General features: G+C 70.4%; 20 protein-coding genes and 1 riboswitch. Of the genes, 10 read left to right on the top strand and 10 right to left on the bottom strand.

Annotated features, from left to right (window positions below):
• Positions 1–119 precede the first annotated feature (119 nt).
• Both GVV77_RS11000 and GVV77_RS10995 read right to left on the bottom strand, forming a co-directional pair.
• Positions 120–914 (bottom strand): spermidine synthase, encoded by a 795-nt coding sequence (locus GVV77_RS11000; protein WP_246199765.1) that lies wholly within the window; start codon positions 912–914, stop codon positions 120–122.
• The gene (locus GVV77_RS10995; RefSeq protein ID WP_159618295.1) at positions 911–2,149 is read right to left on the bottom strand and encodes an aminotransferase class I/II-fold pyridoxal phosphate-dependent enzyme; all 1,239 of its coding nucleotides are present in this window, start codon (positions 2,147–2,149) and stop codon (positions 911–913) included. Before GVV77_RS10995 ends, GVV77_RS11000 begins: the two co-directional genes overlap by 4 nt.
• A gap of 70 nt (positions 2,150–2,219) precedes the next feature.
• Here GVV77_RS10995 and coaD point away from each other — a divergent pair, with 70 nt between their 5' ends.
• The gene (coaD, locus tag GVV77_RS10990) at positions 2,220–2,699 is read left to right on the top strand and encodes a pantetheine-phosphate adenylyltransferase (protein WP_159618293.1); all 480 of its coding nucleotides are present in this window, start codon (positions 2,220–2,222) and stop codon (positions 2,697–2,699) included.
• A 57-nt stretch (positions 2,700–2,756) separates the two neighbouring features.
• Here coaD and GVV77_RS10985 read toward each other — a convergent pair whose 3' ends face one another.
• The 4 genes from GVV77_RS10985 to GVV77_RS10970 are packed head-to-tail and all read right to left on the bottom strand — an operon-like array spanning position 2,757 to position 5,858.
• Positions 2,757–3,794, bottom strand: a complete 1,038-nt coding sequence (locus GVV77_RS10985) for a sulfate/molybdate ABC transporter ATP-binding protein (protein ID WP_159618291.1) — start codon at positions 3,792–3,794, stop codon at positions 2,757–2,759.
• Positions 3,794–4,591 carry an ABC transporter permease gene (locus GVV77_RS10980; protein ID WP_159618578.1) on the bottom strand — a complete coding sequence of 266 codons (798 nt, stop codon included), beginning with the start codon at positions 4,589–4,591 and terminating at the stop codon, positions 3,794–3,796. The genes GVV77_RS10985 and GVV77_RS10980 overlap by 1 nt, the downstream gene beginning before the upstream one ends.
• Positions 4,592–4,632: 41 nt before the next feature.
• Positions 4,633–5,454 (bottom strand): molybdate ABC transporter substrate-binding protein, encoded by an 822-nt coding sequence (gene modA, locus GVV77_RS10975; protein ID WP_246199764.1) that lies wholly within the window; start codon positions 5,452–5,454, stop codon positions 4,633–4,635.
• A complete protein-coding gene (locus GVV77_RS10970; protein WP_159618287.1) occupies positions 5,451–5,858 on the bottom strand; it encodes a TOBE domain-containing protein in 408 nt (135 codons plus the stop codon). Before GVV77_RS10970 ends, modA begins: the two co-directional genes overlap by 4 nt.
• Positions 5,859–6,060: 202 nt before the next feature.
• On the opposite strand from GVV77_RS10970, the gene GVV77_RS10965 reads away from it, so the two are divergent.
• The 5 genes from GVV77_RS10965 (at position 6,061) to GVV77_RS10945 (ending at position 9,688) form a co-directional block, all read left to right on the top strand.
• The gene (locus tag GVV77_RS10965) at positions 6,061–6,627 is read left to right on the top strand and encodes a YceD family protein (protein WP_159618285.1); all 567 of its coding nucleotides are present in this window, start codon (positions 6,061–6,063) and stop codon (positions 6,625–6,627) included.
• Positions 6,628–6,629: 2 nt separating this feature from the next.
• Positions 6,630–6,833 (top strand): 50S ribosomal protein L32, encoded by a 204-nt coding sequence (gene rpmF, locus GVV77_RS10960; protein ID WP_120165325.1) that lies wholly within the window; start codon positions 6,630–6,632, stop codon positions 6,831–6,833.
• Positions 6,834–6,839: 6 nt separating this feature from the next.
• Positions 6,840–7,535 carry a ribonuclease III gene (rnc, locus tag GVV77_RS10955; protein ID WP_159618283.1) on the top strand — a complete coding sequence of 232 codons (696 nt, stop codon included), beginning with the start codon at positions 6,840–6,842 and terminating at the stop codon, positions 7,533–7,535.
• Positions 7,536–7,541: 6 nt separating this feature from the next.
• Complete coding sequence (gene mutM, locus GVV77_RS10950; RefSeq protein ID WP_159618281.1) at positions 7,542–8,513, top strand: bifunctional DNA-formamidopyrimidine glycosylase/DNA-(apurinic or apyrimidinic site) lyase; 972 nt, start codon at positions 7,542–7,544, stop codon at positions 8,511–8,513.
• 125 nt (positions 8,514–8,638) lie between these two features.
• Positions 8,639–8,812, top strand: a riboswitch (cyclic di-AMP (ydaO/yuaA leader).
• A gap of 3 nt (positions 8,813–8,815) precedes the next feature.
• Positions 8,816–9,688: a C40 family peptidase gene (locus tag GVV77_RS10945; protein WP_159618279.1), complete on the top strand. Its 873-nt coding sequence runs from the start codon at positions 8,816–8,818 to the stop codon at positions 9,686–9,688.
• A 140-nt stretch (positions 9,689–9,828) separates the two neighbouring features.
• Here the strand turns inward: GVV77_RS10945 and GVV77_RS10940 are convergent, their stop codons facing one another.
• Genes GVV77_RS10940 through GVV77_RS10930 form a run of 3 tightly spaced genes read right to left on the bottom strand, consistent with a single transcriptional unit; the run spans position 9,829 to position 14,482 of the window.
• On the bottom strand, positions 9,829–10,812 hold the full coding sequence (locus GVV77_RS10940; RefSeq protein WP_159618277.1) for an NAD-dependent epimerase/dehydratase family protein: 984 nt from the start codon (positions 10,810–10,812) through the stop codon (positions 9,829–9,831).
• On the bottom strand, positions 10,809–13,463 hold the full coding sequence (locus tag GVV77_RS10935; RefSeq protein WP_159618275.1) for an alpha/beta fold hydrolase: 2,655 nt from the start codon (positions 13,461–13,463) through the stop codon (positions 10,809–10,811). Before GVV77_RS10935 ends, GVV77_RS10940 begins: the two co-directional genes overlap by 4 nt.
• Positions 13,457–14,482, bottom strand: coding sequence for a 3-oxoacyl-ACP synthase III (locus GVV77_RS10930; protein ID WP_159618273.1), 1,026 nt, complete (start codon positions 14,480–14,482; stop codon positions 13,457–13,459). Before GVV77_RS10930 ends, GVV77_RS10935 begins: the two co-directional genes overlap by 7 nt.
• Before the next feature lie 225 nt (positions 14,483–14,707).
• On the opposite strand from GVV77_RS10930, the gene GVV77_RS10925 reads away from it, so the two are divergent.
• A complete protein-coding gene (locus GVV77_RS10925; protein WP_159618271.1) occupies positions 14,708–18,367 on the top strand; it encodes an AAA family ATPase in 3,660 nt (1,219 codons plus the stop codon).
• A gap of 4 nt (positions 18,368–18,371) precedes the next feature.
• Here GVV77_RS10925 and GVV77_RS10920 read toward each other — a convergent pair whose 3' ends face one another.
• Complete coding sequence (locus GVV77_RS10920; protein ID WP_159618269.1) at positions 18,372–19,658, bottom strand: MFS transporter; 1,287 nt, start codon at positions 19,656–19,658, stop codon at positions 18,372–18,374.
• Between the two features lie 66 nt (positions 19,659–19,724).
• On the opposite strand from GVV77_RS10920, the gene ftsY reads away from it, so the two are divergent.
• The 3 genes from ftsY (at position 19,725) to GVV77_RS10905 (ending at position 22,783) form a co-directional block, all read left to right on the top strand.
• A complete protein-coding gene (gene ftsY / locus GVV77_RS10915; protein ID WP_159618267.1) occupies positions 19,725–20,921 on the top strand; it encodes a signal recognition particle-docking protein FtsY in 1,197 nt (398 codons plus the stop codon).
• A gap of 219 nt (positions 20,922–21,140) precedes the next feature.
• Positions 21,141–22,448, top strand: coding sequence for an ammonium transporter (locus tag GVV77_RS10910; RefSeq protein WP_159618265.1), 1,308 nt, complete (start codon positions 21,141–21,143; stop codon positions 22,446–22,448).
• Positions 22,445–22,783, top strand: coding sequence for a P-II family nitrogen regulator (locus GVV77_RS10905; RefSeq protein WP_159618263.1), 339 nt, complete (start codon positions 22,445–22,447; stop codon positions 22,781–22,783). Before GVV77_RS10910 ends, GVV77_RS10905 begins: the two co-directional genes overlap by 4 nt.
• The last annotated feature ends 86 nt before the right edge of the window (positions 22,784–22,869 follow it).

Here is a 22,869-nt window from a genome sequence, read left to right as displayed (position 1 = left end):
GACATTTCTCGCCATCGACAGGTGGTGCCCGGGTGGAGCACGCATTGAACCGATGGCGGCCCGGCGTTGCTACCCCCTTTGAGCGGATCCGCCGTGCCGCGGCCGGGCGGGACCGCGCTTCAGCCACCAGTCCCCGAAGTGAAGGCGTCGAGGTCCGGACCGGCCAGCACGGCGGCCGGGTGGGGGCCTGCGGCGAGCAGGCGGTCGGTCCAGTCCGCGGGCCACGGCTCTCGAAGCGCGGCGATGACGAGATTGCCCGGATAGCGGCCGGTGAACATGGCCGTTTCGCCCAGCGCGGCGATGCCCTGCGCCTCCTGTGCCAGGGTGCGGACCTGCCTCCGGGCGAAGGCGAGCGGCGGATCATCCCCCACATTGACCAGGACGACGCCACCGGGTGCCGCAAGCTCAAGGAGCCGCCGGTAGAACGGCGCCTCGGTGAGGTGGGCAGGGGCGTCCGCTCCGGCGAAGACATCAAGAACGATGGCATCGAAACCCGCCGCGGGCAGCCCGTCGAGCGCCGCCGCCGCGTCGTCGAGAACAAAACGGCACTTCGTCCCCGCGGGCAGGGGAAGGTGCTCAAGGACGAAGTCGAGGAGTTCACGCTCAAGCTCCACCGCGGTCTGCTCGGAGCCGGGCCGGGTCGCCTGAACATACCGCACGAGGGTCAGTGCGCCGGCCCCGAGGTGGAGCACCCGGAGGGGTTCCCCGGGCGGGCGGACGACATCGATCACATTGGCGATCCGGCGGAGGTATTCATAGAACACCTGGCCGGGCTCGGCGAGGTTGACGTGGGACTGCTGTGCTCCGCCGATGCTGAGGATGTAGGCGCCGTCGAGGAAGGCATCCTCGTCGATCTCCGCGTGGGCACCCACCCCGCGCAGCCAGCGGGTGGGCACCGAACCGTCAGAGCTCACAGCTTCCCCGGCAGAGAGGCCAGGCGCCCGGCGGCATCCTCGAGGATCTCCGACTTCTTGCAGAAGGCAAAGCGGAGCAGGGACCGCGTGCGCTCGGCTCCCTCCGGGTGGCAGAAGACCGGCACGGGAATCGCAGCGACACCCACCAGCGCCGGCAGCCGGCGGGCCAGATCGATCGCGTCCACCACCCCGAGCGGGGCGCAGTCGGCGAGGACGAAGTAGGTGCCCTGAGAGGCATGGACCCGGAACCCGGCTGCCGCCAGCCCGGAGGACAGCAGGTCCTTCTTCCGCCGCAGGGTCTCGGCGATCCCCGTGAAGTAGGCGTCGGGCAGGCCCAGTCCTCGGGCGACGGCGCCCTGGAACGGCATCCCGGAGCTGTAGGTCAGGAAGGATTTGACGGTGCGCACGCGGGCCACGAGGTCCGCAGGGCCGGTCAGCCAGCCGACCTTCCAGCCGGTGACGGAAAACGTTTTGCCTGCCGAGGAAATGGTCAGGGTCCGCTCGGCGGCCCCGGGCAGGGACGTCACCGGGATATGCGCGCCGCCGAAGGTCAGGTGTTCATACACCTCGTCTGTCACCAGCAGGACGTCGTGGCGCACGGCCAGTTCGACGATCCGGGTGAGCGCCTCCCGGGTGAACACCGAACCGGTGGGGTTGTGGGGGTTGTTGAGCAGCAGCATTCGAGTCCGGCTGCTCATTGCCGCCTCGAGGGCCTCCAGATCGGGCTGGAAGTCCGGGGCCCGCAGCGGCGCGGTGGTGTGGCGTGCTCCGGAGAGGCCGATGACGGCTCCGTAGGAGTCATAGAACGGTTCAAAGGTCAGGACCTCATCGCCCGGCCCGGCGAAAGCGAGGACGGCGGCCGCGATCGCCTCGGTGGCGCCGGTGGTGACAAGGACGCCCGTCTCGGGATCGGGGGTCAGCCCATAGAACCGCTCCTGGTGGGACGCGACCGCTGCGCGCAGTTCGGGCACGCCGCGCCCCGGAGCGTACTGATTGGCCCCGGCGGCGATCGCCGCGCGGGCCACCTCAAGGATTTCGGGCGGGCCGTCCTCATCGGGGAAACCCTGACCGAGGTTGATCGCCCCGTGAGCGGCGGCCAGGGCTGTGATCTCCTCGAAGATCGTGACGCCCAGCGCGCCGTCCGGGCCCAGCAGGTTGGCGCCGAGGGCCGTCCGCTGCCAGGGTTCTGCCGCCTGTTGCGCGGAGCGGCCGGGGGAGGAAAAGGAGGACGTCATAGGGACAAGTATTACCGCTCCAGCGTGGCGGGAGCCTCTGGCCGGCGGACCGGGTGGGTAGTTTAGGAGTATGCGCCGAGTCGTCTGCCCCGGATCCTTCGACCCCATCCACAACGGTCATGTGGAGGTGATCACGCGTGCCGCCGGTCTTTTTGACGAGGTGGTGGTGGCCGTGTCCACGAACTACTCCAAGAAGTACCGCTTCACGCTCGAGGAGCGGCTGGAGATCACGAGCGAGGCGCTCGCCCACCTGCCGGGGGTCACCGTGGAGTTCATGGGTCACGGCCTGCTGGCGGAGTTCTGCCGCGACCGCGGTGCCGTTGCGATCGTCAAGGGCCTGCGCTCAAGCCACGATCTCGACTACGAGCTGCCCATGGCAACGATGAACCGGAAGCTGACCGGTGTGGAAACCGTCTACCTGCCCGGAGAAAGCAGCTTCCTCCACGTTTCATCAACGCTGCTGAAGGAAGTCGCCTCCCTGGGAGGGGACATTTCCGCGTATGTGCCCGGCACCGTTCTGGACCGCATGGCTCGACCCACCGCCTCCTAGCGGGCAGGCAGAACGGCGCACAGAGGAGCACCCGCTTCGGCACCGGCCGCAGGGTGCCTAGAGCGGGTACAGCGTCACCGCCGTCGCCTTGACGGTGAACCACACCTCGGAGCCGGGAACCAGGTCCAGTTCGGCCGCGGCGGAGGTGCTGATCTCCGCGCTGAGGTGCCCCGCCCGCACCGTGACGAACTCCCCGTGCGGCTCCAGGTCCGTCACCGACACCCGAAGGACGTTGCGGGGGCTTCCGGCGGGTGCCGCGGGAAACACCGAGACCGCCCGCGGGCTGAACACCGCGGCGGCGGGAACCCCGGCGGGCAGTGGCGTCTCGGAGACCGCCTCAAGGCGGCGTCCGGCGGCATCGACCAGCCCCGACGGCACGGAGGTGCCCGGAACGAAATTGAGGCCGGCCAGGCCGGCGGCGAAGGAACTCCGGGGCCGCTCCAATACCGACTGGGTGCTGCCGGTCTCGGCGATTCTGCCCTCCTCCAGCACCGTGACGTTGTCCGCGAGGATCAGCGCATCGAGAAGATCGTGGGTGACGATCACCGCGTTCCGCCCTGCCAGAACCCGCCGCAGCATCCGCCGCAGGCCGGGAGCGGCGGCGGCGTCGATGGAGGCGAGCGGCTCGTCAAGCAGCAGCAGGGACGGGCGGGCCGCCAGGGCCCGGGCCACGGCTACCCGCTGCGCCTGGCCTCCCGAGAGCTGTCCCGGGCGCTTGTCGGCTAGCTCGGAGGCCTCGACTTCGGCCAGCCACCCCCGTGCCGACGCGCGGGAAGCAACCCTCGATTCCCCGGCGCTCCGCGGCGCGAACGCGACATTGTCGAGCACGCTCAGGTGGGGGAAGAGGAGGGGGTCCTGCGGCAGCAGGCAGACCCCGCGGCGGTGGGGCGGGAGGAAGGAGCGCGGGCCGAACAGGCTCCGCCCGTCGAGCTCCGCACTCCCGGTGTCGGCCCGCAGGAGCCCGGCGGCGAGGGCGAGCAGCGTGGACTTTCCTGCCCCGTTCGGGCCCAGCACGGCGAGCGTTTCGCCGTCGCCCATCGACAGTGCGACGTCGAACCCGCGGGCATGAACCGCGGCCTGCAGGGCGAATCCCATCAGCGCACCGCCGGGGCCGAGGACCGGTGCGCCAGGCCGACGACGAGGACGGCGACGGCCACCAGCACGAGCGAGAGCGCGACGGCGGCGTCGGGGTCGGTCTCCCGCTGGAGGTAGATCTCCAGCGGCAGGGTCCGCGTGACGCCCTGCAGGGAGCCCGCGAAGGTCAGAGTCGCTCCGAATTCCCCAAGTGCCCGGGCAAAGGACAGGACGGCTCCTGAGAGGAGCCCGGGGAGGACGAGGGGAAGAGTGATTCGGCGCAGCACCGTGGTGGGGGAGGCGCCGAGGGTCGCGGCGACCGCCTCATACCGGCCGCCGGCGCTGCGCAGCGCCCCCTCGAGGCTGAGGACGAGGAAGGGCAGCGCGACGAAGGTCTGGGCGAGGACGACGGCGGTGGTCGAGAAGGCGATCTCCACCCCGAGGGCACTGAGCGTGCCGCCCAGCAGGCCCTGCCGTCCGAAGGTGTAAAGCAGGGCGATGCCGCCGACCACCGGAGGCAGGACCAGGGGCAGCAGCACGAGCGCGCGCAGCACCCGCTGGCCGGGAAAGGCGCTGCGGGCCAGGACCAGCGCCATCGGGGTGCCGGCCACGATGCAGAGCGCGGTGGCAGCGGCCGAGGTGGTCAGGCTGAGCTTCAGGGCGGCGACCGAGGACTCGGAGGTGACCAGTTCGGGGAAGCGGGACCAGTCCACCCGTGCGACGACGGCGGCCAGGGGCAGCAGGATGAACAGCGCGCCGAGCGCGGCCACGAGGAAAAGCCAGGGAGGCAGTCCGGAAAAGCCCGCGCGGGGTTTCAGGGTCCGCGCCCGTTCCGGGCCGGTCAGGGGCCGCGTGCCGGTCACGGCCGGTCCGCGGGCGGCTGGAAGCCCGCCTCCTGCAGGAGGGCCTGCCCGGCATAGCCGGTGGCCGAGTTGATGAACTCCTGGGCGGCCTCCGGCGCATCGGGGGCCACGGCCCCGATCAGGTAGCTGTTGGGCACTTCTGCGGCCTCCGGGATGGGCACCGCCTCGATCTCACCTCCCGCGGCGAGGGCGTCCGTGACGTAGACGAGTCCGGCGTCCGCCTCGCCGGAGATCACCTTGCCGAGCACTTCGGTGACCGAGGATTCCTCGCTCACGGGGGACAGGCGCACGCCGGTGACCTCCTGGATCCGCGCGGCCGCCGCACCGCACGGAACCTGGGGTGCGCAGGCGACCAGCCGGACGCCGGCGAGGTCGGCGAAACCCTTCACACCGGCGGGATTCCCCTGCGGGACGGCGATGGTCAGCCGGTTCCGTGCGAATTCTCCGGGCTCGCCGTCGATCAGCCCGGCCTGGGCGAGCCGCTCCATGGTCGATGCGTCGGCGGAGGCAAAGACATCGACCGGTGCGCCGGCCTCGATCTGGGTGGCAAGGTCGGAGGAGCCGGCAAAGTTCAGCACAACCTCCGATCCCGGATTCCGGGTCTCGTAGTCCTCGGCCAGCGATTCGAAGACCTCCCGCAGCGAGGCCGCCGCGAAGACCGTGAGGGTGTCCCCGCCCCCGCTCGCCGGGTCCGCGCCGCCCCCGCAGCCGGTCAGGGCCAGGGCACAGGCGAGAACGGCGGCGCCTCCGCGCCTGTGCCGCGGCCGCCTCCGGCCGGCGCGCGTGCCGGCGGCGGGGGAGGGCACGGCCGGGCTCAATGCTGCCGCCCCTGCGGGGTTTCGATGATCACCGTTGTCGCCTTCACCACCGCGACGGCGACGGCGCCGGGTTCGATGCCGAGGTCCCGGGCGGCTTCGGCGCTCATCAGAGACACCACCCGGTGGGGCCCGCACTGCAGCTCGACCTGGGCCATGACCGTATCGGCGGTAACCTTGGTGACCAGACCGACGAACCGGTTCCGGGCCGAGCTCGAGTTCCCGGCGGGATCCTCCGGGGTGACGGCACGCGACTGGGCAAGCCGGGCGAGGTCGACGCCGTCGACCTCAAGGACCCCGCCCGGTGAGCGGCGGCTCGACAGCGTTCCCTCGTCGATCCACCGCCGGACCGTGTCGTCACTAACGGCCAGGTACTGGGCGGCCTCCCGAATCCGTATATGCGGCATGGATACGAGGCTAGACCCTCAGATGCGGAAAAGGAAAGGGTCCTCACCTTGCTCCGCTCCGGGGCCGGCGTTCCGCGTCAGAGGGGGCCCGGCTCGGGAGGGGCTGTGAGGCGTTTTGGGCTGGAGGAAGATCTCAGGCTAAGATGATACGTCGGTCATATGTTCTACAGGAGTCACCATTAAAAGCGATCTCAGTTCGCCTTTGATCTTCAGTGTCAAAGACCTCGGGCGCAGCCCGGGAAGCATGCGGACAATCGAAGAACATGTACCCGCACCCAAGGATTTCGGGGTGGCGCTCATCGGCGTGCAGGAGGGTTCCGACATGGAACTCGATCTGCGCCTGGAAGCGGTTCATGAAGGAATCCTTGTGTCGGGAACCGCGGACGTCGAGGTATCGGGCGAATGCGGCCGGTGCCTGATTCCCCTTGAATACACCAGCGGTGTGGAGATTCAGGAACTCTTCTACTACGGTGACTCCGGGTCGCTGCCGGCTGAAGATGAAGAAGACCTGCACCGGGTTGAGAACGATTCAATCGATCTCGAGCCGGTGCTGAGGGACGCGGTGGTTACCTCACTGCCGTTCCAGCCGGTGTGCCGGGAGGACTGCAAGGGTCTGTGTTCCGAATGCGGAGCGCGCCTGAACGATGAGCCCGACCACCATCACGAAATTTTGGATCCTCGCTGGTCGGCCCTCGCCGGGCTGACCGGCACTGCCGCTGAGAATGATGCGGCACCACGTACAGAGTCAGACGAGAGAGAAGAGAGTTAGTCGTGGCTGTTCCCAAGCGGAAAATGTCCCGCGCGAATACACGCGCACGCCGGTCCCAGTGGAAGGCAACCGCCCCCAAACTGGTCAAGACCGTGGAGAACGGCCGCGTCACCTACAGCCTGGCCCACCAGGCCAAGGTTGTGACCGACTCCGCCGGCACCCCGCTGTTCCTTGAGTACAAGGGCCGCAAGGTAGCCGACGTCTAACCTGGCGTGTCTAAGGAAGATCTGACCAAGCGTCTCGGTGTCGATATCGATGCCGGGACGCTTCGTCTTGCCCTGACGCACCGGTCGTACGCGTACGAGCAGGGCGGTATCCCCACCAATGAGCGCCTTGAGTTCCTCGGCGACTCGGTGCTCGGCCTGTCGGTGACGGACGCGCTCTACCGCGACAACCCGGGCCTCTCCGAAGGCGATCTCGCCAAGCGCAGGTCCGCCGTCGTCAGCACCCGCGCCCTCGCCGGAGTGGCCCGCAGCCTCGACCTCGGCCAGCACATCCTGCTCGGGCAGGGGGAGAAGCTGACCAACGGGCGCGACAAGTCCTCCATCCTGGCCGACACCATGGAGGCCGTCATCGGCGCCGCCTACCTCAGCCACGGGATCGAGACGGCCCAGGCGATGGTGATGCGGCTCATCGGGCCGCTGCTCCGCGACTCGGAGGTCCTCGGCGAGGGCACCGACTGGAAGACGCGCATCCAGGAGACCGCCGCCGCCCGCCGCCTCGGCGCCATCGACTACCAGGTGACAGGCACCGGCCCCGACCATGCGCGCTCGTTCGAGGCGCTCCTCGTCATCGGCGGAACGCCCTACGGCACCGGCGCCGGACACTCGAAGAAGGAAGCGGAACAGGCCGCCGCGGCCGCGTCGTGGAAAATCCTGCGCGGCGCCATACCTGCCGACGGCAGCTAGGCCGCAGTGCCCGAACTTCCCGAAGTCGAGGTGGTGCGCCGCGGGCTGGCGCGCTGGGCCGGCGGCCGCACCATCGAAGCGGCCGATGTCCTCGACCCGCGCTCCGCACGCCGCCACCCCCCGGGCCCCGATGACCTTCAGCGGCGGCTTGCGGGTATGACCATCGCCGACGTCGTCCGGCGCGGAAAGTTCCTGTGGATGCCGCTGAATGCCCCGAGTGAGAATTCTCACCCCGCCGGGCCGCCCCGCACGGCGCTCATGGCCCATCTGGGCATGAGCGGACAGCTCCTGGTGAAGGATCCGGGACTTCCCGACGAAAAACACCTTCGGATCCGCCTTGTGCTGTCGCCGGCGCGCGACGAAACCGGGGTCGAACTGCCCTCCGAGCTGAGGTTCGTCGACCAGCGGATCTTTGGGGGGATGTTCCTTGCGGACCTCGAACCGACCCCGGACGGACTCCCGGGCGGCAGGGGAGAGGGTGATCTGCCGCTGATTCCGCGCCAGGCCGCCCACATCTCCCGTGACCCCCTCGACCCCGCCTTCTCCTTCGACGTCTTCCACGCCCGGCTGCGGGCCCGCCGCACAGGCATCAAGCGCGCTCTGCTTGATCAGTCACTCATTTCCGGCATCGGCAATATCTACGCCGACGAGGCACTGTGGGCCGCGCGCCTCCACTTCGCCCGCCCCACCGATACCCTCCGGCGGTCCGAGTCCCTCCGACTCGTCGAGGAGGCGCGGTCGGTAATGGAGCGGGCGCTTGAGGCCGGTGGAACGAGCTTCGATTCGCTCTACGTGAACATCAACGGCACCTCGGGATACTTCGAACGATCTCTCAACGCTTACGGCCGCACAGGCGAGCACTGCAGGCGGTGTGCCGCGGAAGGGCGGGAAACCCGGATGCGCAGGGATGTCTTCATGAACCGCTCCTCCTACAGCTGCCCTCGATGCCAGCCGGTACCGCGCAATGCCCGCTGGTAGTTACAGCGTTTACCCGTCCGTGATCTGAATGTGACAATTCCGAGATGCGCAGGTAGCGTTAGACCCGCGCCGGGACATCATGGACCGGCGCCCTTCGTCAGACTGCCTAACCCTGTCGGTGACAGAAGGACCGTTCGCATAACATTTCCGACAGGGGCGGGGGAACCGAGAGCGGGCTCTTTGTGAAGAGTCCTAGGGGTTAAGGCGCGGCACGGACATCATCTGGGGAGATGGTCCGGCGCGCCCGGGTGTCCCATCCGAACCCGACAGCTAACTCCGCAGGCATCGGGAGAGGCAACTTTATGTCCAAGAATCGTACAATCGCGCGCCACCGGGCGACCCCGGTCCGCACCAGTCCCCTCAAGACCGCAACCCGCGCCGTCGCCGCAACTGCCGGCGTAGCTGGCCGCCCGGCAGCCGTCGTCGTCGCAGCTTCGGGCATCCTGCTCGGTGCAACGCTTCCGGCGAACGCTGCCGGCGAGGTTGAGGTAAGCACGTCCGCATCGCAGGTCAGCGCCCCCGCTGTCCAGGCAGCCCCTGCCTCCGCAACCTCGCACACCGTGGTTGCAGGCGACACGCTCGGAAGCATCGCCGGCAAGTATGGGGTCAGCCTTGACGCCATCTTCGCCGCCAATGGAATGGGCTGGGACTCGGTCATCTACCCGGGCCAGACCATCGTCCTCTCCGGCGAAGCCGTAGCTGCTGCTCCGCAGCCCGCCGCCGCTGTCCAGGCCTTCGCTCCTGCTCCGCAGGCAGCACCGGCCCAGACCGCTGCGACCGCCAGCAACCCGATGGGCATCAGCAGCCAGAGCAACGGGATGCGCGTCATCGGCGCCGCCTCGACCAATGGCATCACCGGCACGGCACTGCAGGGCGTTGGCTCCGGCTACGTCTTCGGTGGCACCGGTTTCGGTGGCTGGGACTGCTCCGGCTTTGTCCAGTGGGTCTACGCCCAGAACGGCATCGACCTGCCCCGCACCACCTGGTCGCAGTTCGCCGCCCTGACCCCGACCGCCAACCCGCAGCCGGGCGACCTGGTCAGCCAGAACGGTGGAAGCCACGTCGGCATCTACCTCGGCAACGGCAAGATGGTCAGCGCGCTGAACCCCTCGCAGGGCACCCTCGTCCACGACGTGAGCGCCATGTCGGTCGACGGTTACTACACCGCCGGCTAATACCCCGCTGTTTCAGCACGCAAAAGGCCGGTGCCCCGAAAGGGGTACCGGCCTTTTGGCTATCCACCGACGCGCCCGGACTCGGGCCGCGCATCCCGCGGATGGGGGCGTGCCCGGTAGCTGCGGTCAGGGCCGCAGCGTCAGAAGCGGGGCCCCGGTGCCCGGTAGTGGGCGGCCAGACGCGCGAGGCCCTCGTCGATCGACACCTCGGGGACCCAGGCGAGCAGCTCCCGGGTCTGCCGCTGGTCGAACCAGTGCGCCGTCGAGAGCTGTTCAGCGAGGAAGCGGGTCATGGGCGGCTCGTGGGTCGACCCGGAGCGCCGCCACGCCCTTTCGACAACCGAGCCCGCCGTCCGGGCCACGGCCCCGGGCACGCTCCACCGTGGCGGCCGTACGCCGCCCGCTCTGCAGATTCCGGCGATCATCTCACCGATCGGCCGCGGCTCGCCGTTGGTCACGACCAGCGCCCTGCCCTGCACGTGCCCGATCCGGCGCAGCGCCGTAACGATGGCCGCCGCGGCGTTGTCCACGTAGGTTGTGTCCACCAGCGCCGTGCCCTGGTCGAGGACGGGAAGGCGTCCGGCCTTGGCCCGGGCCAGCACGCGCTCGACGAGCTGGGTGTCTCCGGGCCCCCAGACGATGTGGGGGCGGACGGCAGCGACCCGGAAGCCCGGCTCCGACATGCCCAGCGCAAGCAGTTCCGCAAGGCCCTTCGTCCGCGCATAGTCGCCCCGCGCGCGCTCCGGATCGGCCGGGGCGGCGCCTGCCCCGGGAGACGAGGTGCCGTCCGCCGCCACCGAGGGTGAGGAGACAAAGACCACATCGGGTACTCCCGCGTCCCGCGCAGCCGTCAGGAGCGCCCGCGTCCCTTCGACATTGACCGCCTCGAAGTCGGCCGGGTGCCCGGTGAAGGAGACCTTGGCGGCAAGGTGGATGACCGCGTCGACGCCGGCGGCGGCCCGGGCGAGGGCCGCAGGGTCGGTCAGGGATCCCAGTTCGTCCTGGGCTCCGGGCACGCCCGAAGGCCGGCGCTGGAAGGTGCGCACCGGAGTTCCCTGTGCTCGAAGCAGGGCGGCCACCGCGCCGCCGAGGAGGCCGCTGGCCCCGGTGACCAGGACGGTCATGGCGTGCGGACGCGGCCGCCGGACAGGGTCTGCTCCGCCCAGGCGGCGATCCGGGCCCGGTCGAGCTTCGAGTTGTGCCGGATGTCCACGGGCAGGGCCGGGACGGTGAGGACCGCGGCGAGCTCGGTCCCCGCGGCGGAGGCCGCGGCCCGGACGCCGGCCGCGAGACCGGCCTCGGCCAGCCCCGGACGGTTCCGCCGGAGCGGCGGGTCGGTCTCAAGCACTCCGACAACGGCCTGGGTTCCTGCCGGACCGACGCCGACGACGGCGGCGAGGCGCACCCCGTCGACCTCCTCGATCGCGTGTTCGACGCCGACGGGGGTGAGGACCCCGCCGGGGGCCGTGATGATGTGGCCGAGGCGGCCCTCAACCCACAGTCGCCCGGCCGCGTCGAAGTGGCCGACGTCGCCGGTGCGGTGCCAGGGCGCCGTGCGGGCCGATTCGGCCTCGGTGCGCCACAACCGGTGGTAGCGGTCCTTGACGTGAGGGGCGTCGACGAGGATTTCCCCGCTCACGCCGGCCTCCGTCGTCGGCTCTCCGTCAGCGGAGCCATCGGAGCCGAGCGGGCTGACGGCCACCCGTGCCCCGTGCACGGCGGTGCCCACACAGACCCCGTTCCCGGCGCCGGGCAGGCCTGCGGCGGCGTCCCCGGCCGCCTCGCGGATCGAGGGCAGGTCGACGTCGGTGACCGGCAGCGCCTCCGTCATGCCGTAAGGGGTGTGGAGTGCGGCGTCGGGCAGCAGCGCCTGGACCCGCTCGAGCAGGGGAGCAGGGATCGGCGCGCCCGCGGACAGCAGCAGGCCCACCCGCTGCAGCGCGGCCCGGCCGTCGGCGGAAAGGTCCGTTTCGGTCGCCAGCACATTGCGCAGGGCGGCGGGTGAGGCGAAGACCGCTGTGGCGTCGACGGCGGCCACCGCGTCGGCAAGCGCCGCCGCGGTGAGGGTGCGCGGCGCTGTCACGTCCATGTCGGGGGTCACGGATGCCACCCCGAGGGCCGGCCCGAGCAGGGCGAACGGCGCGAACCCCGCGACGAGGGCACCACCGGGGTGGATGCCGAAGGTCTCGGCCACCGCGTCCCGCATGGCGGAGAGCTGCCGGTGCGTGTACACCACGCCCTTGGCGGGCCCGGTGGAACCGGAGGTGAAGAGGATGGCTGCGTCGGCGTCGGGGTGCGGCGGCGGGCGGAGGCCGGCTGGGGCACCGGCGGGGGTGCGCAGCTCGGCCAGCGAGGTGTCAACGGCCAGCAGCCGGCGCCGGGCCGGGTCGAGCTCTTCCACGCTGATCCGGCGTCCAGGCCAGCCGAAGATCCGGGCCGCCGTGAGGGCGCGCTCGATGCCGATGACGGCGTCCGGCGCGCTCCCGCGCACGGCGCGGGAGAGCCCGCGGGCCCCGAGCCCCGCATCGGCAACCACGATCACGGCGCCGATCCGCAGGCAGGCGTAGATCAGGACGGTCAGGTCAACCCCCGGCGGAACCATCAGGCTGATCCTGCTTCCGGCGCCCAGACCGGAGCGCCCGAGCCCTGCGGCGACGGCGGCGATGTCGGCCTCCAGCCCGGCCCAGCTCAGCGAACGGCGCACACGGCCGGAGTCCATCTCGGCCACGGCCAGCGACGAACCGTTGGCGGCCGCCGCTTCGGTGAGGCGCGTCTCAAGGGGAGTGAAGACGCGGTCATCGGCGTCGGCGGTGCCGGCGTCGGGAGCGGCGCCTGTGCCTTCGGCGCTGTCCGCCGCCACGCCCCGGCGCCGGAGCCAGGAAAAGAGAGTCCCGGCGACGTCGGCGTCCTCCTGGACCAGGTGGCCGGCGTCCTCGAAGCGGTGGACGTCGGCGTGCGGCAGCTTGCGGGTGAGGTCTTCGAGGTAGGTCTCCGTGAAGACCGGATCGTGCGGACCCCAAAGGAGCAGCGAGGGCACGTCGAGGGTGCGGATCCCGTCGGCGATCTCCGTCAGGGCCGGGAAGCTCGGGTGGGACCGATCGCGGGGAATGTCGGCGACGAAATCGGCGATGCCCTTCCGGGATTCGACGGTGCGGTAGGGCGCGCGGAAGGCATCCCGGACCTCGCTGGTGAGCTTCGGCCGGGCCAGGGCGTGGGTGATGTCGAGGAACGCCGGAGTCGTCTGGGTTCCGGTCCGGCGCACCGGGGGAAGCAGGGCCAGGCGCAGGGGAGCGGGCAGGGGCCGGGACGGGTTCTGGTGCACCGCGGTGTTGGTCAGGACCACCCCGGCCAGGCGGGACCGGTTGCGGTGGGCGAAGCCGAGGCTGACGACGCCGCCCCAGTCGTGCCCGACGGTGACCAGGGGGCCGCGCAGATCGGCGGCGGCAATAAAATCCTCGAGGTCGGTAACGCGGTCGGCGAGGCGCCGGAAGACCCCGGTCCGCTGGGAGAAGCCCATATTGAGCTGGTCAACGGCGACGACGCGCCAGCCCGCCACCGTTCCGGCGGGCAGCAGCGTACGCCACAGGTAGGACCAGGTGGGATTGCCGTGGACGCACAGCAGGGTTCCGCGGACCTCGGTGCCGGACTCCCGGAGAGCGGCGGCGTTGTCGAGGTAGTGCCAGGTGCGGACGGTCCCGGGGTTGTCGGCGGGGGCCGACGAGGGCACGTCGAGATACGCCGACCACGAGGGGTCAACGCCGGGGAGAGCTACCACGCAATCTCCATCATCGAGGTATTGAGCCCTGAGCCCACACCGAGGCACAGCACCCGGTCCCCGGCGTTGAGGGACTGGCTTTCCTGCGCCAGGGTCATCGGCAGGGATGCGGGCCCCACGTTGCCCCAGCGGGGGAAGGTGATGGGCACCCGCTCGCGCACCAGGTTCACGGCCTTGATGATGGCGTTTGTGTAGGAGTTGGAGACCTGGTGGGTGACGTAGCGGTCCATCGAGTCCCACTTCCACCCGTCGGTCTGCGCTTCGTGCCAGGCGTCCACCACCAGTTCGAGCCCGCCGTCGAGCAGGCCCTTCGTGTCGGTGTACATGCCGTCCACTCCGCCCACGCACAGTTCGTGGTGCTGGGTCCCGGCCCGGGAGACACCGCCCAGGATGCGGTGGGAGCCCGGGTGCAGGTCGGCCGGGCCGATCACGGCCGCGGCCGCGCCGGAGCCGAGGGTCAGGGTGGCGAACTCGCTGAGGAAGTCCTCCCGCGTGGAGGTGGGCCGGTTCAGCCGGTTGAACGTCGCCTCCTGGGTGCCCTGGGCGTCCTCGCCCGCCACGATCAGGGCGTACTTGATCTGGCCCGAGTCGATCATGTTGGCGGCCAGGGTCATGCCGTTGACGAAGCCGAGGCAGGCGTTGGCGAGGTCGAAGTTCATCGCCGAGGAGGGAAGCCCGAGGGAATGATGGATCTTCACGGCGACCGAGGGCTCAAGGTTGCGCCGGGTGACCGAGGTGTTGATGAGCAGCCCCACCTCGCCGGGTTCGATGCCCGCCTCCGCCATGGCCTTCGCGCCCGCCTCGATGGCGGCGTCGTCGAAGGCGGTGCCCGGGGACCACCAGCGGCGTTCGGTGACGCCGGCTACCCGCTCAAGCAGCCTCTTGGAGAGCCGAAGGCGCTTCAGGCTCGGGGCCAGCCGCTCGTCGAATTCCGCGGAACTGACGACTACCGGCGCCTCCACGCTCGTGACGGCGAGCAGAGCCGTATTTTCATGTCGAAACGTCGCGTTACCGGTCAAATTTCCTGCCTCGTCAACTGATGAACGCCCCGCTCCAAGGGGAAAATACCACCTTGGAGGTCGTGCCGGGGCGCCTGGGGATGCTTCCGAACCTTTGGAAAGCCTACTTGGTATTCCTCCAAGTGGTTTCTTTTTTGTCCGCACACGGTCGCGGCAGATGCGCGTCGAACCGTGCTACACGCAGTAGATTGGGAAGACCCGCCCCCTTTGGAGAACCTGACCACTGTGCATTTGAAGAGTCTAACCGTGCGAGGCTTCAAGTCGTTCGCATCCGCGACGACGTTCGACTTCGAGCCGGGCGTCACGGCGGTCGTCGGACCTAACGGATCCGGCAAGTCGAACGTCGTGGACGCGCTGGCGTGGGTGATGGGCGAACAGGGCGCCAAAACCCTGCGCGGCGGCAAGATGGAGGACGTCATCTTCGCCGGGACGGCCGGCCGGCCGCCGCTGGGCCGGGCCCAGGTCACCCTCACCATCGACAACGCCGACGGTGCCCTGCCCATCGAATATTCCGAGGTGACCATTTCCCGTACGCTTTTCCGCTCGGGGGGATCGGAATACGCGATCAATGGCAGGAATTGCCGGTTACTTGACATTCAGGAACTTTTGTCGGATTCGGGCCTGGGCCGGGAAATGCACGTCATTGTCGGCCAGGGCCAGCTCGATAAGGTGCTCCACGCGACCCCCGAGGAACGCCGGGGCTTCATCGAGGAGGCAGCCGGCATCCTCAAGCACCGCCGCCGCCGCGAAAAGACTGTGCGGAAGCTCGAGTCGATGGAAGCGAACCTCGCGCGCCTGACCGACCTGACGGCGGAGCTGCGCCGGCAGCTGACGCCGCTGGGCAAGCAGGCCGAGGTGGCCCGCCGCGCCCAGCAGGTGCAGTTCGAGGTCCGCGACGCGCGGGCTCGGCTGCTCGCCGATGAACTGGTCGGGCTGCAGGAGGCACTCGCCAAGGAGACGGCGGACGAAACGGCGGCACGCCGGCGGCACGCGGAGGTCGAAGCGCTCCTCGAAGCGCAGCGGGAACGCCAGGGCGGGCTCGAGCGGATCGCCGCCGAGGCCGCACCGGCGCTGACCCGGGCCCGGGACGACTGGTACCGGCTCACGGCCGTCGCCGAGAGGTACCGGTCGCTGCAGGTCCTCGCCGCCGAACGCTCCAAGCTGCTCGGCGTGCCGGCCGCCGCCCCCGACCGGGGCAGGGAACCCGACGAGCTCGACCGGCAGGCCCACCGGCTCCGGGCCGAGGAGGAAGAGCTCAAGGACCAGATCCGGGAGAACGCCCAGGAACTCGAATCGGCCCTCGTCGGCCGGGCCGAAGCCGAGGAGGCCGCCGCGGCCGAGGAAAAGCGCCTGACGGCGCTGTTGCGCGCCGCAGCCGACCGCCGCGAAGGGGTGGCCCGCCTCGCGGGCCAGGTGGGAGCGGCCCGGTCGCGGGTCGAGTCGGTCGAGGCCGAACTGGGCCGCCTCGGCGGCTCGATCGCCGAGGCGCTGGCGCGGCAGGAAGCTGCCGGACGTGAGTTCGCCGCCCTCGAAGGGCAGGTGGCCGGCGCCGTGGACGGCGAGGAGGGCCTCGACGCAGCCTACGAAGAGGCCCAGGCCGAGCTCGAACGGCTCGCCGCGGTCACAGCGGCCCTCGACGAAAGCAGCCGCGCCGCCGAGCGCGAGCGGGACGCCCTCGCTGCACGCCGCGGCGCGCAGCTGGAGGGCCTGCGGCAGCGGGACGGCTCGCAGGCGCTCCTGGCCTCCGGGATTCCCGGGGTCCGCGAGCCGCTCGCCGGACTGATCCGGGTCGAACCGGGATATGAGACGGCCGTCGCTGCGGCCCTCGCGGGCCTCACCGACGCCGTCGCCGTCGCCGATGCGGGCACCGCCGTGGCGGCCCTGCGCCGGATGAAGGAGGACGACGCCGGGCAGGTGGCCGTCGTCGTCGCCGGCTCGGCAGACTCCGGCGGGAATGCGGCAGACTCCGGCGGGAATGCGGCACCTTCCGACGGATCCGAAACGACAGGCCCCGGCCCGGATGCCGGTTCGACGGCCGGACCGGCCGCCGCGGCGCCGGCCGGTACGCGGTACGCCCTGGACCTGCTCTCCGCCGGCCCGGCCCTGCGGCACTCGCTCGCCGCGGTGCTGGACGGGGTCGTGGTGGTCGAGGACCTCGATGCGGCGCACGCGGCCGTTCAGCGCCACCCGGGCCTGACCGCTGTCACCCGCGACGGCGACACCGTGTCGGCCTCCACGGCCCGGGGCGGATCCCCCGGGGCCCCGAGCCTGCTGGAGATCCAGGCGGCCGTCGAGGAGACGACCCGGCGGTTGGAGCATGCCTCCGCCCAGGTGGCGGACATCACGCGCCGGCTCGCCGACGCGGCCGCGCAGAAACAGCTCGCTGCGGAACGCGCCGCGGCGGCGCTGGAGAAACTCCACGAATCCGACGCGCGCCTCTCGGCCGTCGAGGAGAAACTCGGCCAGCTCGGTTCCGCGGTGCGCTCCGCCGGTGGGGAAGCCGACCGTCTTCGGAAGCTCGCCCAAACCGCTGAGGGAACGCTCGGGCTCGAACGGGCGAAGCTCAAGGACGCCGAAGAGCGGCTCGCGGCGGTCCGGGAGCTGCCGGACGACCCGGACCCCTCGACCGAGGTGAGGGACCGGCTCTCGGCTGCCGCGGGAGCCGCACGCCAGGCCGAGATGGACGCCCGGCTCACGCTGAGGAGCGCCGAGGAGCAGCTCCACGCGCTCGCCAACCGGGCCGCCTCCCTCGAGCGCGCAGCGGCCAGCGAGCGGCAGGCGCGCCTGCAGGCGGCCGAGCGGGCCCGCATCCGGCAGGCGCAGGCAGCCCGGGCCCGGGCCGTCGCTGCCGCGGCGGGCACGGTGCTCGAGTTCATTACCGCTTCGATCGCCGCCGCGGAGCGGCTCCGGGCGGCCGCCGAGCGGCGCGCGGCCGACGCCGAAGCCCAGCTGGGCCAGGCCCGGGCAGCCCATGAGGCGCTGGTGGCCGAACTGGCGCGCCTGACCGACGCCCTGCACCGCGACGAACTGGTCCGGGCCGGCCAGCGCCTGCGCATCGAGGCGCTGGAGAACCGTTCGGTCGAAGAGCTCGGGCTCACCCCTGAACACCTGACGGCCGAATACGGGCCGCACCTGCCCGTCCCCACGGCCACCGCGTCGGAGGACAAGTGGGCCGAACTGCGGCTCCCGGTGGACGACGGCGGCCGCGTTGTCGCCGAGGGAGTGCCCTTCGTGCGCGCCGAGCAGGAGAAGCGGCTTCGGCGCGCCGAGCGCGACCTGGCCGCGCTCGGGAAGGTCAACCCGCTCGCGCTCGAGGAGTTCGCAGCCCTCGAGGAACGTCATACCTTCCTCAGCACGCAGCTCGGGGACCTCAAGGCCACCCGCAAGGACCTTCTCGACATCATCCGCGAGGTCGACGAGCGCGTGGAGCAGGTCTTCACCGCCGCCTACCGCGACACCGCCGTGCAGTTTGAGCATGTCTTCGGACGGCTCTTCCCCGGCGGCGAGGGAAGGCTCGTGCTGACCGACCCCGAGGACATGCTCGCCACCGGGATCGAGGTGGAGGCCCGGCCCGCCGGCAAGCGCATCAAGCGGCTGTCGCTGCTCTCCGGCGGTGAGCGCTCGCTGACCGCCGTCGCCCTGCTCGTGGCGATCTTCAAGGCCCGGCCCTCCCCGTTCTACGTGATGGACGAGGTGGAGGCCGCCCTTGACGACACGAACCTGGGCCGGCTGCTCTCCATCTTCGAGGAGCTCCGGGAGTCGAGCCAGCTCATCATCATCACCCACCAGAAGCGCACGATGGAGGTCGCCGACGCCCTCTACGGGGTGTCGATGCGCGGAGACGGTGTCTCGGCGGTGATCAGCCAGCGGCTGGTGGGCGCCTGAGCCGTCAGGCCGCCGTCGGCGGTGCGGCCTGGCCTCGGGTGGGGAGCGTCTCCCGGGAGCCGAGCCACAGCACGAAGGCCGCAGCGGTCAGCGCTCCGGTCACCGCGAACGCCAGCGCGAACGACCCGTAGGGGAGCTGGTCGATGATGATCCCCGCGAGGATGGGGCCGAAGATGGCACCGGTGTCGCTGGCCATCTGGAAGACCGCAAGCACCTTGCCGCCGCTGCGCTCGCTGCCGACGACATCGGCCACCACGGCCTGCTGGGCCGGGTTGAGGATGCCGGCCCCCACGCCGCCGACGACGCAGATGGCCAGGAAGACCGGGACGCTCCCGGCGAACCCGAGGGCGGCCATGGCAAGGCCGTTGACCGCCAGTCCGATGAGGAGCATCGGACGGCGCCCCCAAGTGTCGGCGAGGCGGCCGGACACCGTCAGGGCCAGAGCCGTCCCGCCGGCGAAGAACGCCAGCGAGATGCCCGCAATCCCAGGGCCGGCGCCCAGCACGACCGTCGCGAACAGCGGAACCAGGGCCAGGCGCACGCCGAAGGAGGACCAGCCGTTGGCGAAGCTCGACAGCAGGGACGCCCGGTAGGCCGAGTCCTTGAGGGCTTCCCGCACCGTGAGCACCGACTGGGCGGCTCCGGTCCGCCGGTCCCCGAGGCGGGTGTCCTTGAGCTGGAAGAATACGACGGCGGAGGCGATCAGCAACGCCCCCGCGTAGACAAGGAAGGGAACCCGCAGCCCGAAGCCGGCCAGCAGCCCGCCGAGGATCGGGCCGCCGATGCTGCCGAGCAGGAAGGCCGATGCATAGGCGCTCGAGATCCGGCCCCGGATTCCGGCCGGCGCCAGGCGGACAATCAGGCCCAGCGCGGAGACGGTGAACATGGTCGAGCCGATGCCGCCGAGCCCGCGGAAGATCAGCAGCTGCCAGTAGTTTTCCGCGAAGGCGCACGCCGCCGTCGACAGCGCCACGATCAGCAGACCCACCACATAGACCGGCCGCTCGCCCAGGCGCTCGATCAGCCGTCCACCGGCCGGGGCGAAGATGAGCCGGGTGAAGGCGAAGGCGCTGACGATCACCGAGGAGGCGGTGACTCCCACGTCGAAGCTCTGCGCGAACTGGGGGAGCACCGGGGCGACGAGCCCGAAGCCGATGGCGATGACGAACGCCGAGGCGATCAGCACCTTGATCTCACGCGGGATCCGCTCCTGCTCCTTGCGGATGGGCCGTGCGGCCGGAGGGAAGGGAAGCAGCCTGCGGAGGGCGGAGCGCTGGGGATTTCGAACCATAGTAAGAAGAAGTCTTCCACTGCAGGCCGCCGGATGCTCAATCGCCTCGTGTGAGAAGCTGGAACAGTGAATGAGACTTTCCAGATCGTAATCTTTTTCGTGATCGCCATCGCGGTCGTCGGCTCCGCCGCCGTCCTGCTGCTCAAGGGGCGCCGCACGCCTCCGGGCGCCTACCCGACGCTTCGCGATGCCGATGACAGGGGCGGTCTCGACGTTCACGGGGCGACCTCCGTTGACCTTGTCGACGGCGAGGTGGCGACCACCCCGGGCGTCGTCGTCCCCGACGATCTCAGCGGACTCGACGAGGCCGTCACCGAACTCCCGACCACCGAACGGCCGGAACCGGTGCAGGGAAGGCTCGCCCGGCTGCGCGCCCGGCTGGTGCGCTCCAACACCGCCCTGGGCAAGGGCCTGCTGGCGCTGCTCTCCAGGGACAAGATCGACGAGGACGTCTGGGATGAGGTGGAGGAGACCCTCCTGCTGGCCGACCTCGGCACCGAGCCCACCACCGAGCTGGTCGACGCACTGCGCGCCCGCGTCAAAGTCTCCGGCAGCCGAACCCCCGAAGAGGTCAAGGCGATGCTCCGCGAGGAGCTCATTCGACTCGTCGACCCCACCATGGACCGGTCGCTGGCGACCGAACGCCACCTCGACCGCCCCGCCATCGTCCTCGTCGTGGGCGTGAACGGTGTGGGCAAGACCACCACCGTGGGCAAGCTCGCCCGGGTGCTCGTCGCCGAGGACAAGGACGTACTCCTTGGCGCGGCCGACACCTTCCGCGCCGCCGCCGCCGAACAGCTCGCCACCTGGGGCCAGCGCGTCGGGGTGCCCACCGTGAAGTCCGACATCGACGGCGCGGACCCCGCGTCGGTCGCCTTCGAGGCGGTCAAGGCCGGGATCGACCAGGAGGTCGATGTCGTGATGATCGACACCGCCGGACGCCTGCAGAACAAGGTCGGCCTGATGGACGAACTCGGGAAGGTCAAGCGGGTCATCGAGAAGCAGGGCACCGTCGACGAGGTGCTCCTCGTCCTCGATGCCACCACCGGGCAGAACGGGCTCAACCAGGCGAAGGTGTTCTCCGAGGTCGTCAATGTCACCGGCATCGTCCTCACCAAGCTCGACGGCACCGCCAAGGGCGGCATCGTCGTCGCCATCCAGCGCAGCCTCGGCGTGCCCGTGAAGCTGGTGGGCCTCGGCGAGGGCGCCGACGACCTGGCGCCCTTCGAGGCCGAGAGCTTCGTGGACGCCCTCCTCAACTAACGCCGGGCGGCGCTCCCCGATCCAGGGAGCGCGGCCGGACACAGGGGCGGGACGGCCCGTGGTGCGGTGGGAAACACCGCCGAAACACGGCCGTCACCGCCCTTTTACCTGAGCGCGGAACCAGTAACCTGCGCGAAACCTAAACCCTCATGCCCGGAAACACCGGCACGTCACTCTTGAGGAGCGGGAAGTGCCCGCCACCTCTGAGAGGACGTGAATATGGATCTGACAGCAGGTCACGTCTGGGTCATGGTTTCGGCCGCCCTGGTACTGCTTATGACGCCGGGTCTAGCCTTCTTCTACGGCGGCATGACCCGTGCGAAGGCCGCCCTGAACATGATGATGATGAGCTTCATCGCGGTGGGCCTCGTGGGGATCGTCTGGGTGTTGTGGGGCTACTCAATGACCGGCGGGGACGGAGTGGCCCAGCTGTTCGGCAATCCCTTCGCCTCCTTCGGGCTTCAGGAACTGATCGGCACCGAGGACCTCATCGGCGCAGGCTACGGGGTGACCTTCGCGATCATCACCGTCGCCCTGATCAGCGGCGCGATCGCCGACCGCGCGAAGTTCGGCGCGTGGTCGCTGTTCGTCCCCATCTGGGTCACCCTTGTCTACTGCCCGCTGGCCTTCATGGTGTGGGGCGGCGGGCTCCTGAGCGCCGACGGCCTCATCGGCGGCGCCGTGGGCGAAGCGATCGACTTCGCCGGCGGAACCGTGGTGCACATCAGCGCAGGCGTCGCGGCTCTGGTGCTCGCGGTGATCCTGGGCAAGCGCCAGGGCTTCGGCAAGGACCCGGCGCAGCGCCCGCACAACATCCCCCTGGTGATGCTCGGCGCCGCCCTCCTGTGGTTCGGCTGGTTCGGTTTCAACGGCGGCGCCGCGTCGACGGCTGAGGAGGCCGGGCTGATCTGGATCAACACCATGGCCGCACCCGCTGCCGCGATGGTCGGCTGGCTCGTCACCGAACGCTTCCGCGACGGACGGCCCACCTCCCTTGGCGCAGCGTCGGGCATCGTGGCGGGCCTTGTCGCCATCACCCCCGCCTGCGCCAACGTGAGCCCGATCGGCGCAGTCGGCCTGGGCCTCGTCGCAGGGGTCCTGTGCGCACTCGCCGTGGGGATCAAGTACCGCCTCGGCTTCGACGACTCCCTGGACGTGGTCGCGGTGCACCTGGTGGCCGGCGTCGCCGGCACCCTGGCCCTCGGCTTCATCGCCCTTCCGGTGGACGGCGCCGGCGGCGGCCTGTTCTACGGAGGCGGGGCGGCGCAGCTCGTCGCCCAGTTCGTCTCGGTCCTCGTCGCCGTCACGCTGTCGGCCGTCATGACCGCACTGATCGGTCTGGCCATCCACAGGACCATCGGGTTCCGCATCACCTCGGACAACGAGGTGGCCGGTGTCGACCTGTCGGAGCACGCGGAGACGGCCTACGAGTTCGGCGGCCTCGGCGTCGGCGGGTCCTTCCACCCGTTTGCCGACCAGTTCCGTGACAAGAAGACCATCGATCAGACGGAGAGCGTGAACTCATGAAACTGGTGACAGCGATTGTCCGCCCGGACAAACTCGACAATGTGCGCGGCGCCCTTGAGACGTACGGCGTGCAGGGCCTGACGGTCAGCCCGGCCAGCGGCTACGGCAGGCAGCGCGGGCACACCGAGGTCTACCGGGGTGCGGAGTACACGGTGGACCTGCTGCCCAAGGCGCGGGTCGAGGTGCTTGTCTCCGACGAATGGGTCCGCGACATCGTCGACGTCCTCGTCTCGACCGCCAACACCGGAAGCGCCGGCGACGGCAAGGTCTGGGTCATCCCCGTCGAGGACGCCGTCCGCGTCCGCACGGGGGAGCGCGGCGAGGCCGCCCTGTAGCTGAGAAGCTACGCCACGAAACATGCGTCCGAGGAGAAAAGCCACCCCGCGCCGGGGTGGCTTTTCCCTTAAATCGAACCCGCCGG

Origin of the sequence: Arthrobacter zhaoguopingii (genome assembly GCF_009828605.1) — a bacterium.
GTDB classification, from domain to species: Bacteria; Actinomycetota; Actinomycetes; order Actinomycetales; family Micrococcaceae; genus Arthrobacter_D; species Arthrobacter_D zhaoguopingii.
The sequence above is the reverse complement of the archived record's forward strand: the minus strand, read 5'-3'. Positions and strand labels throughout refer to the sequence as shown.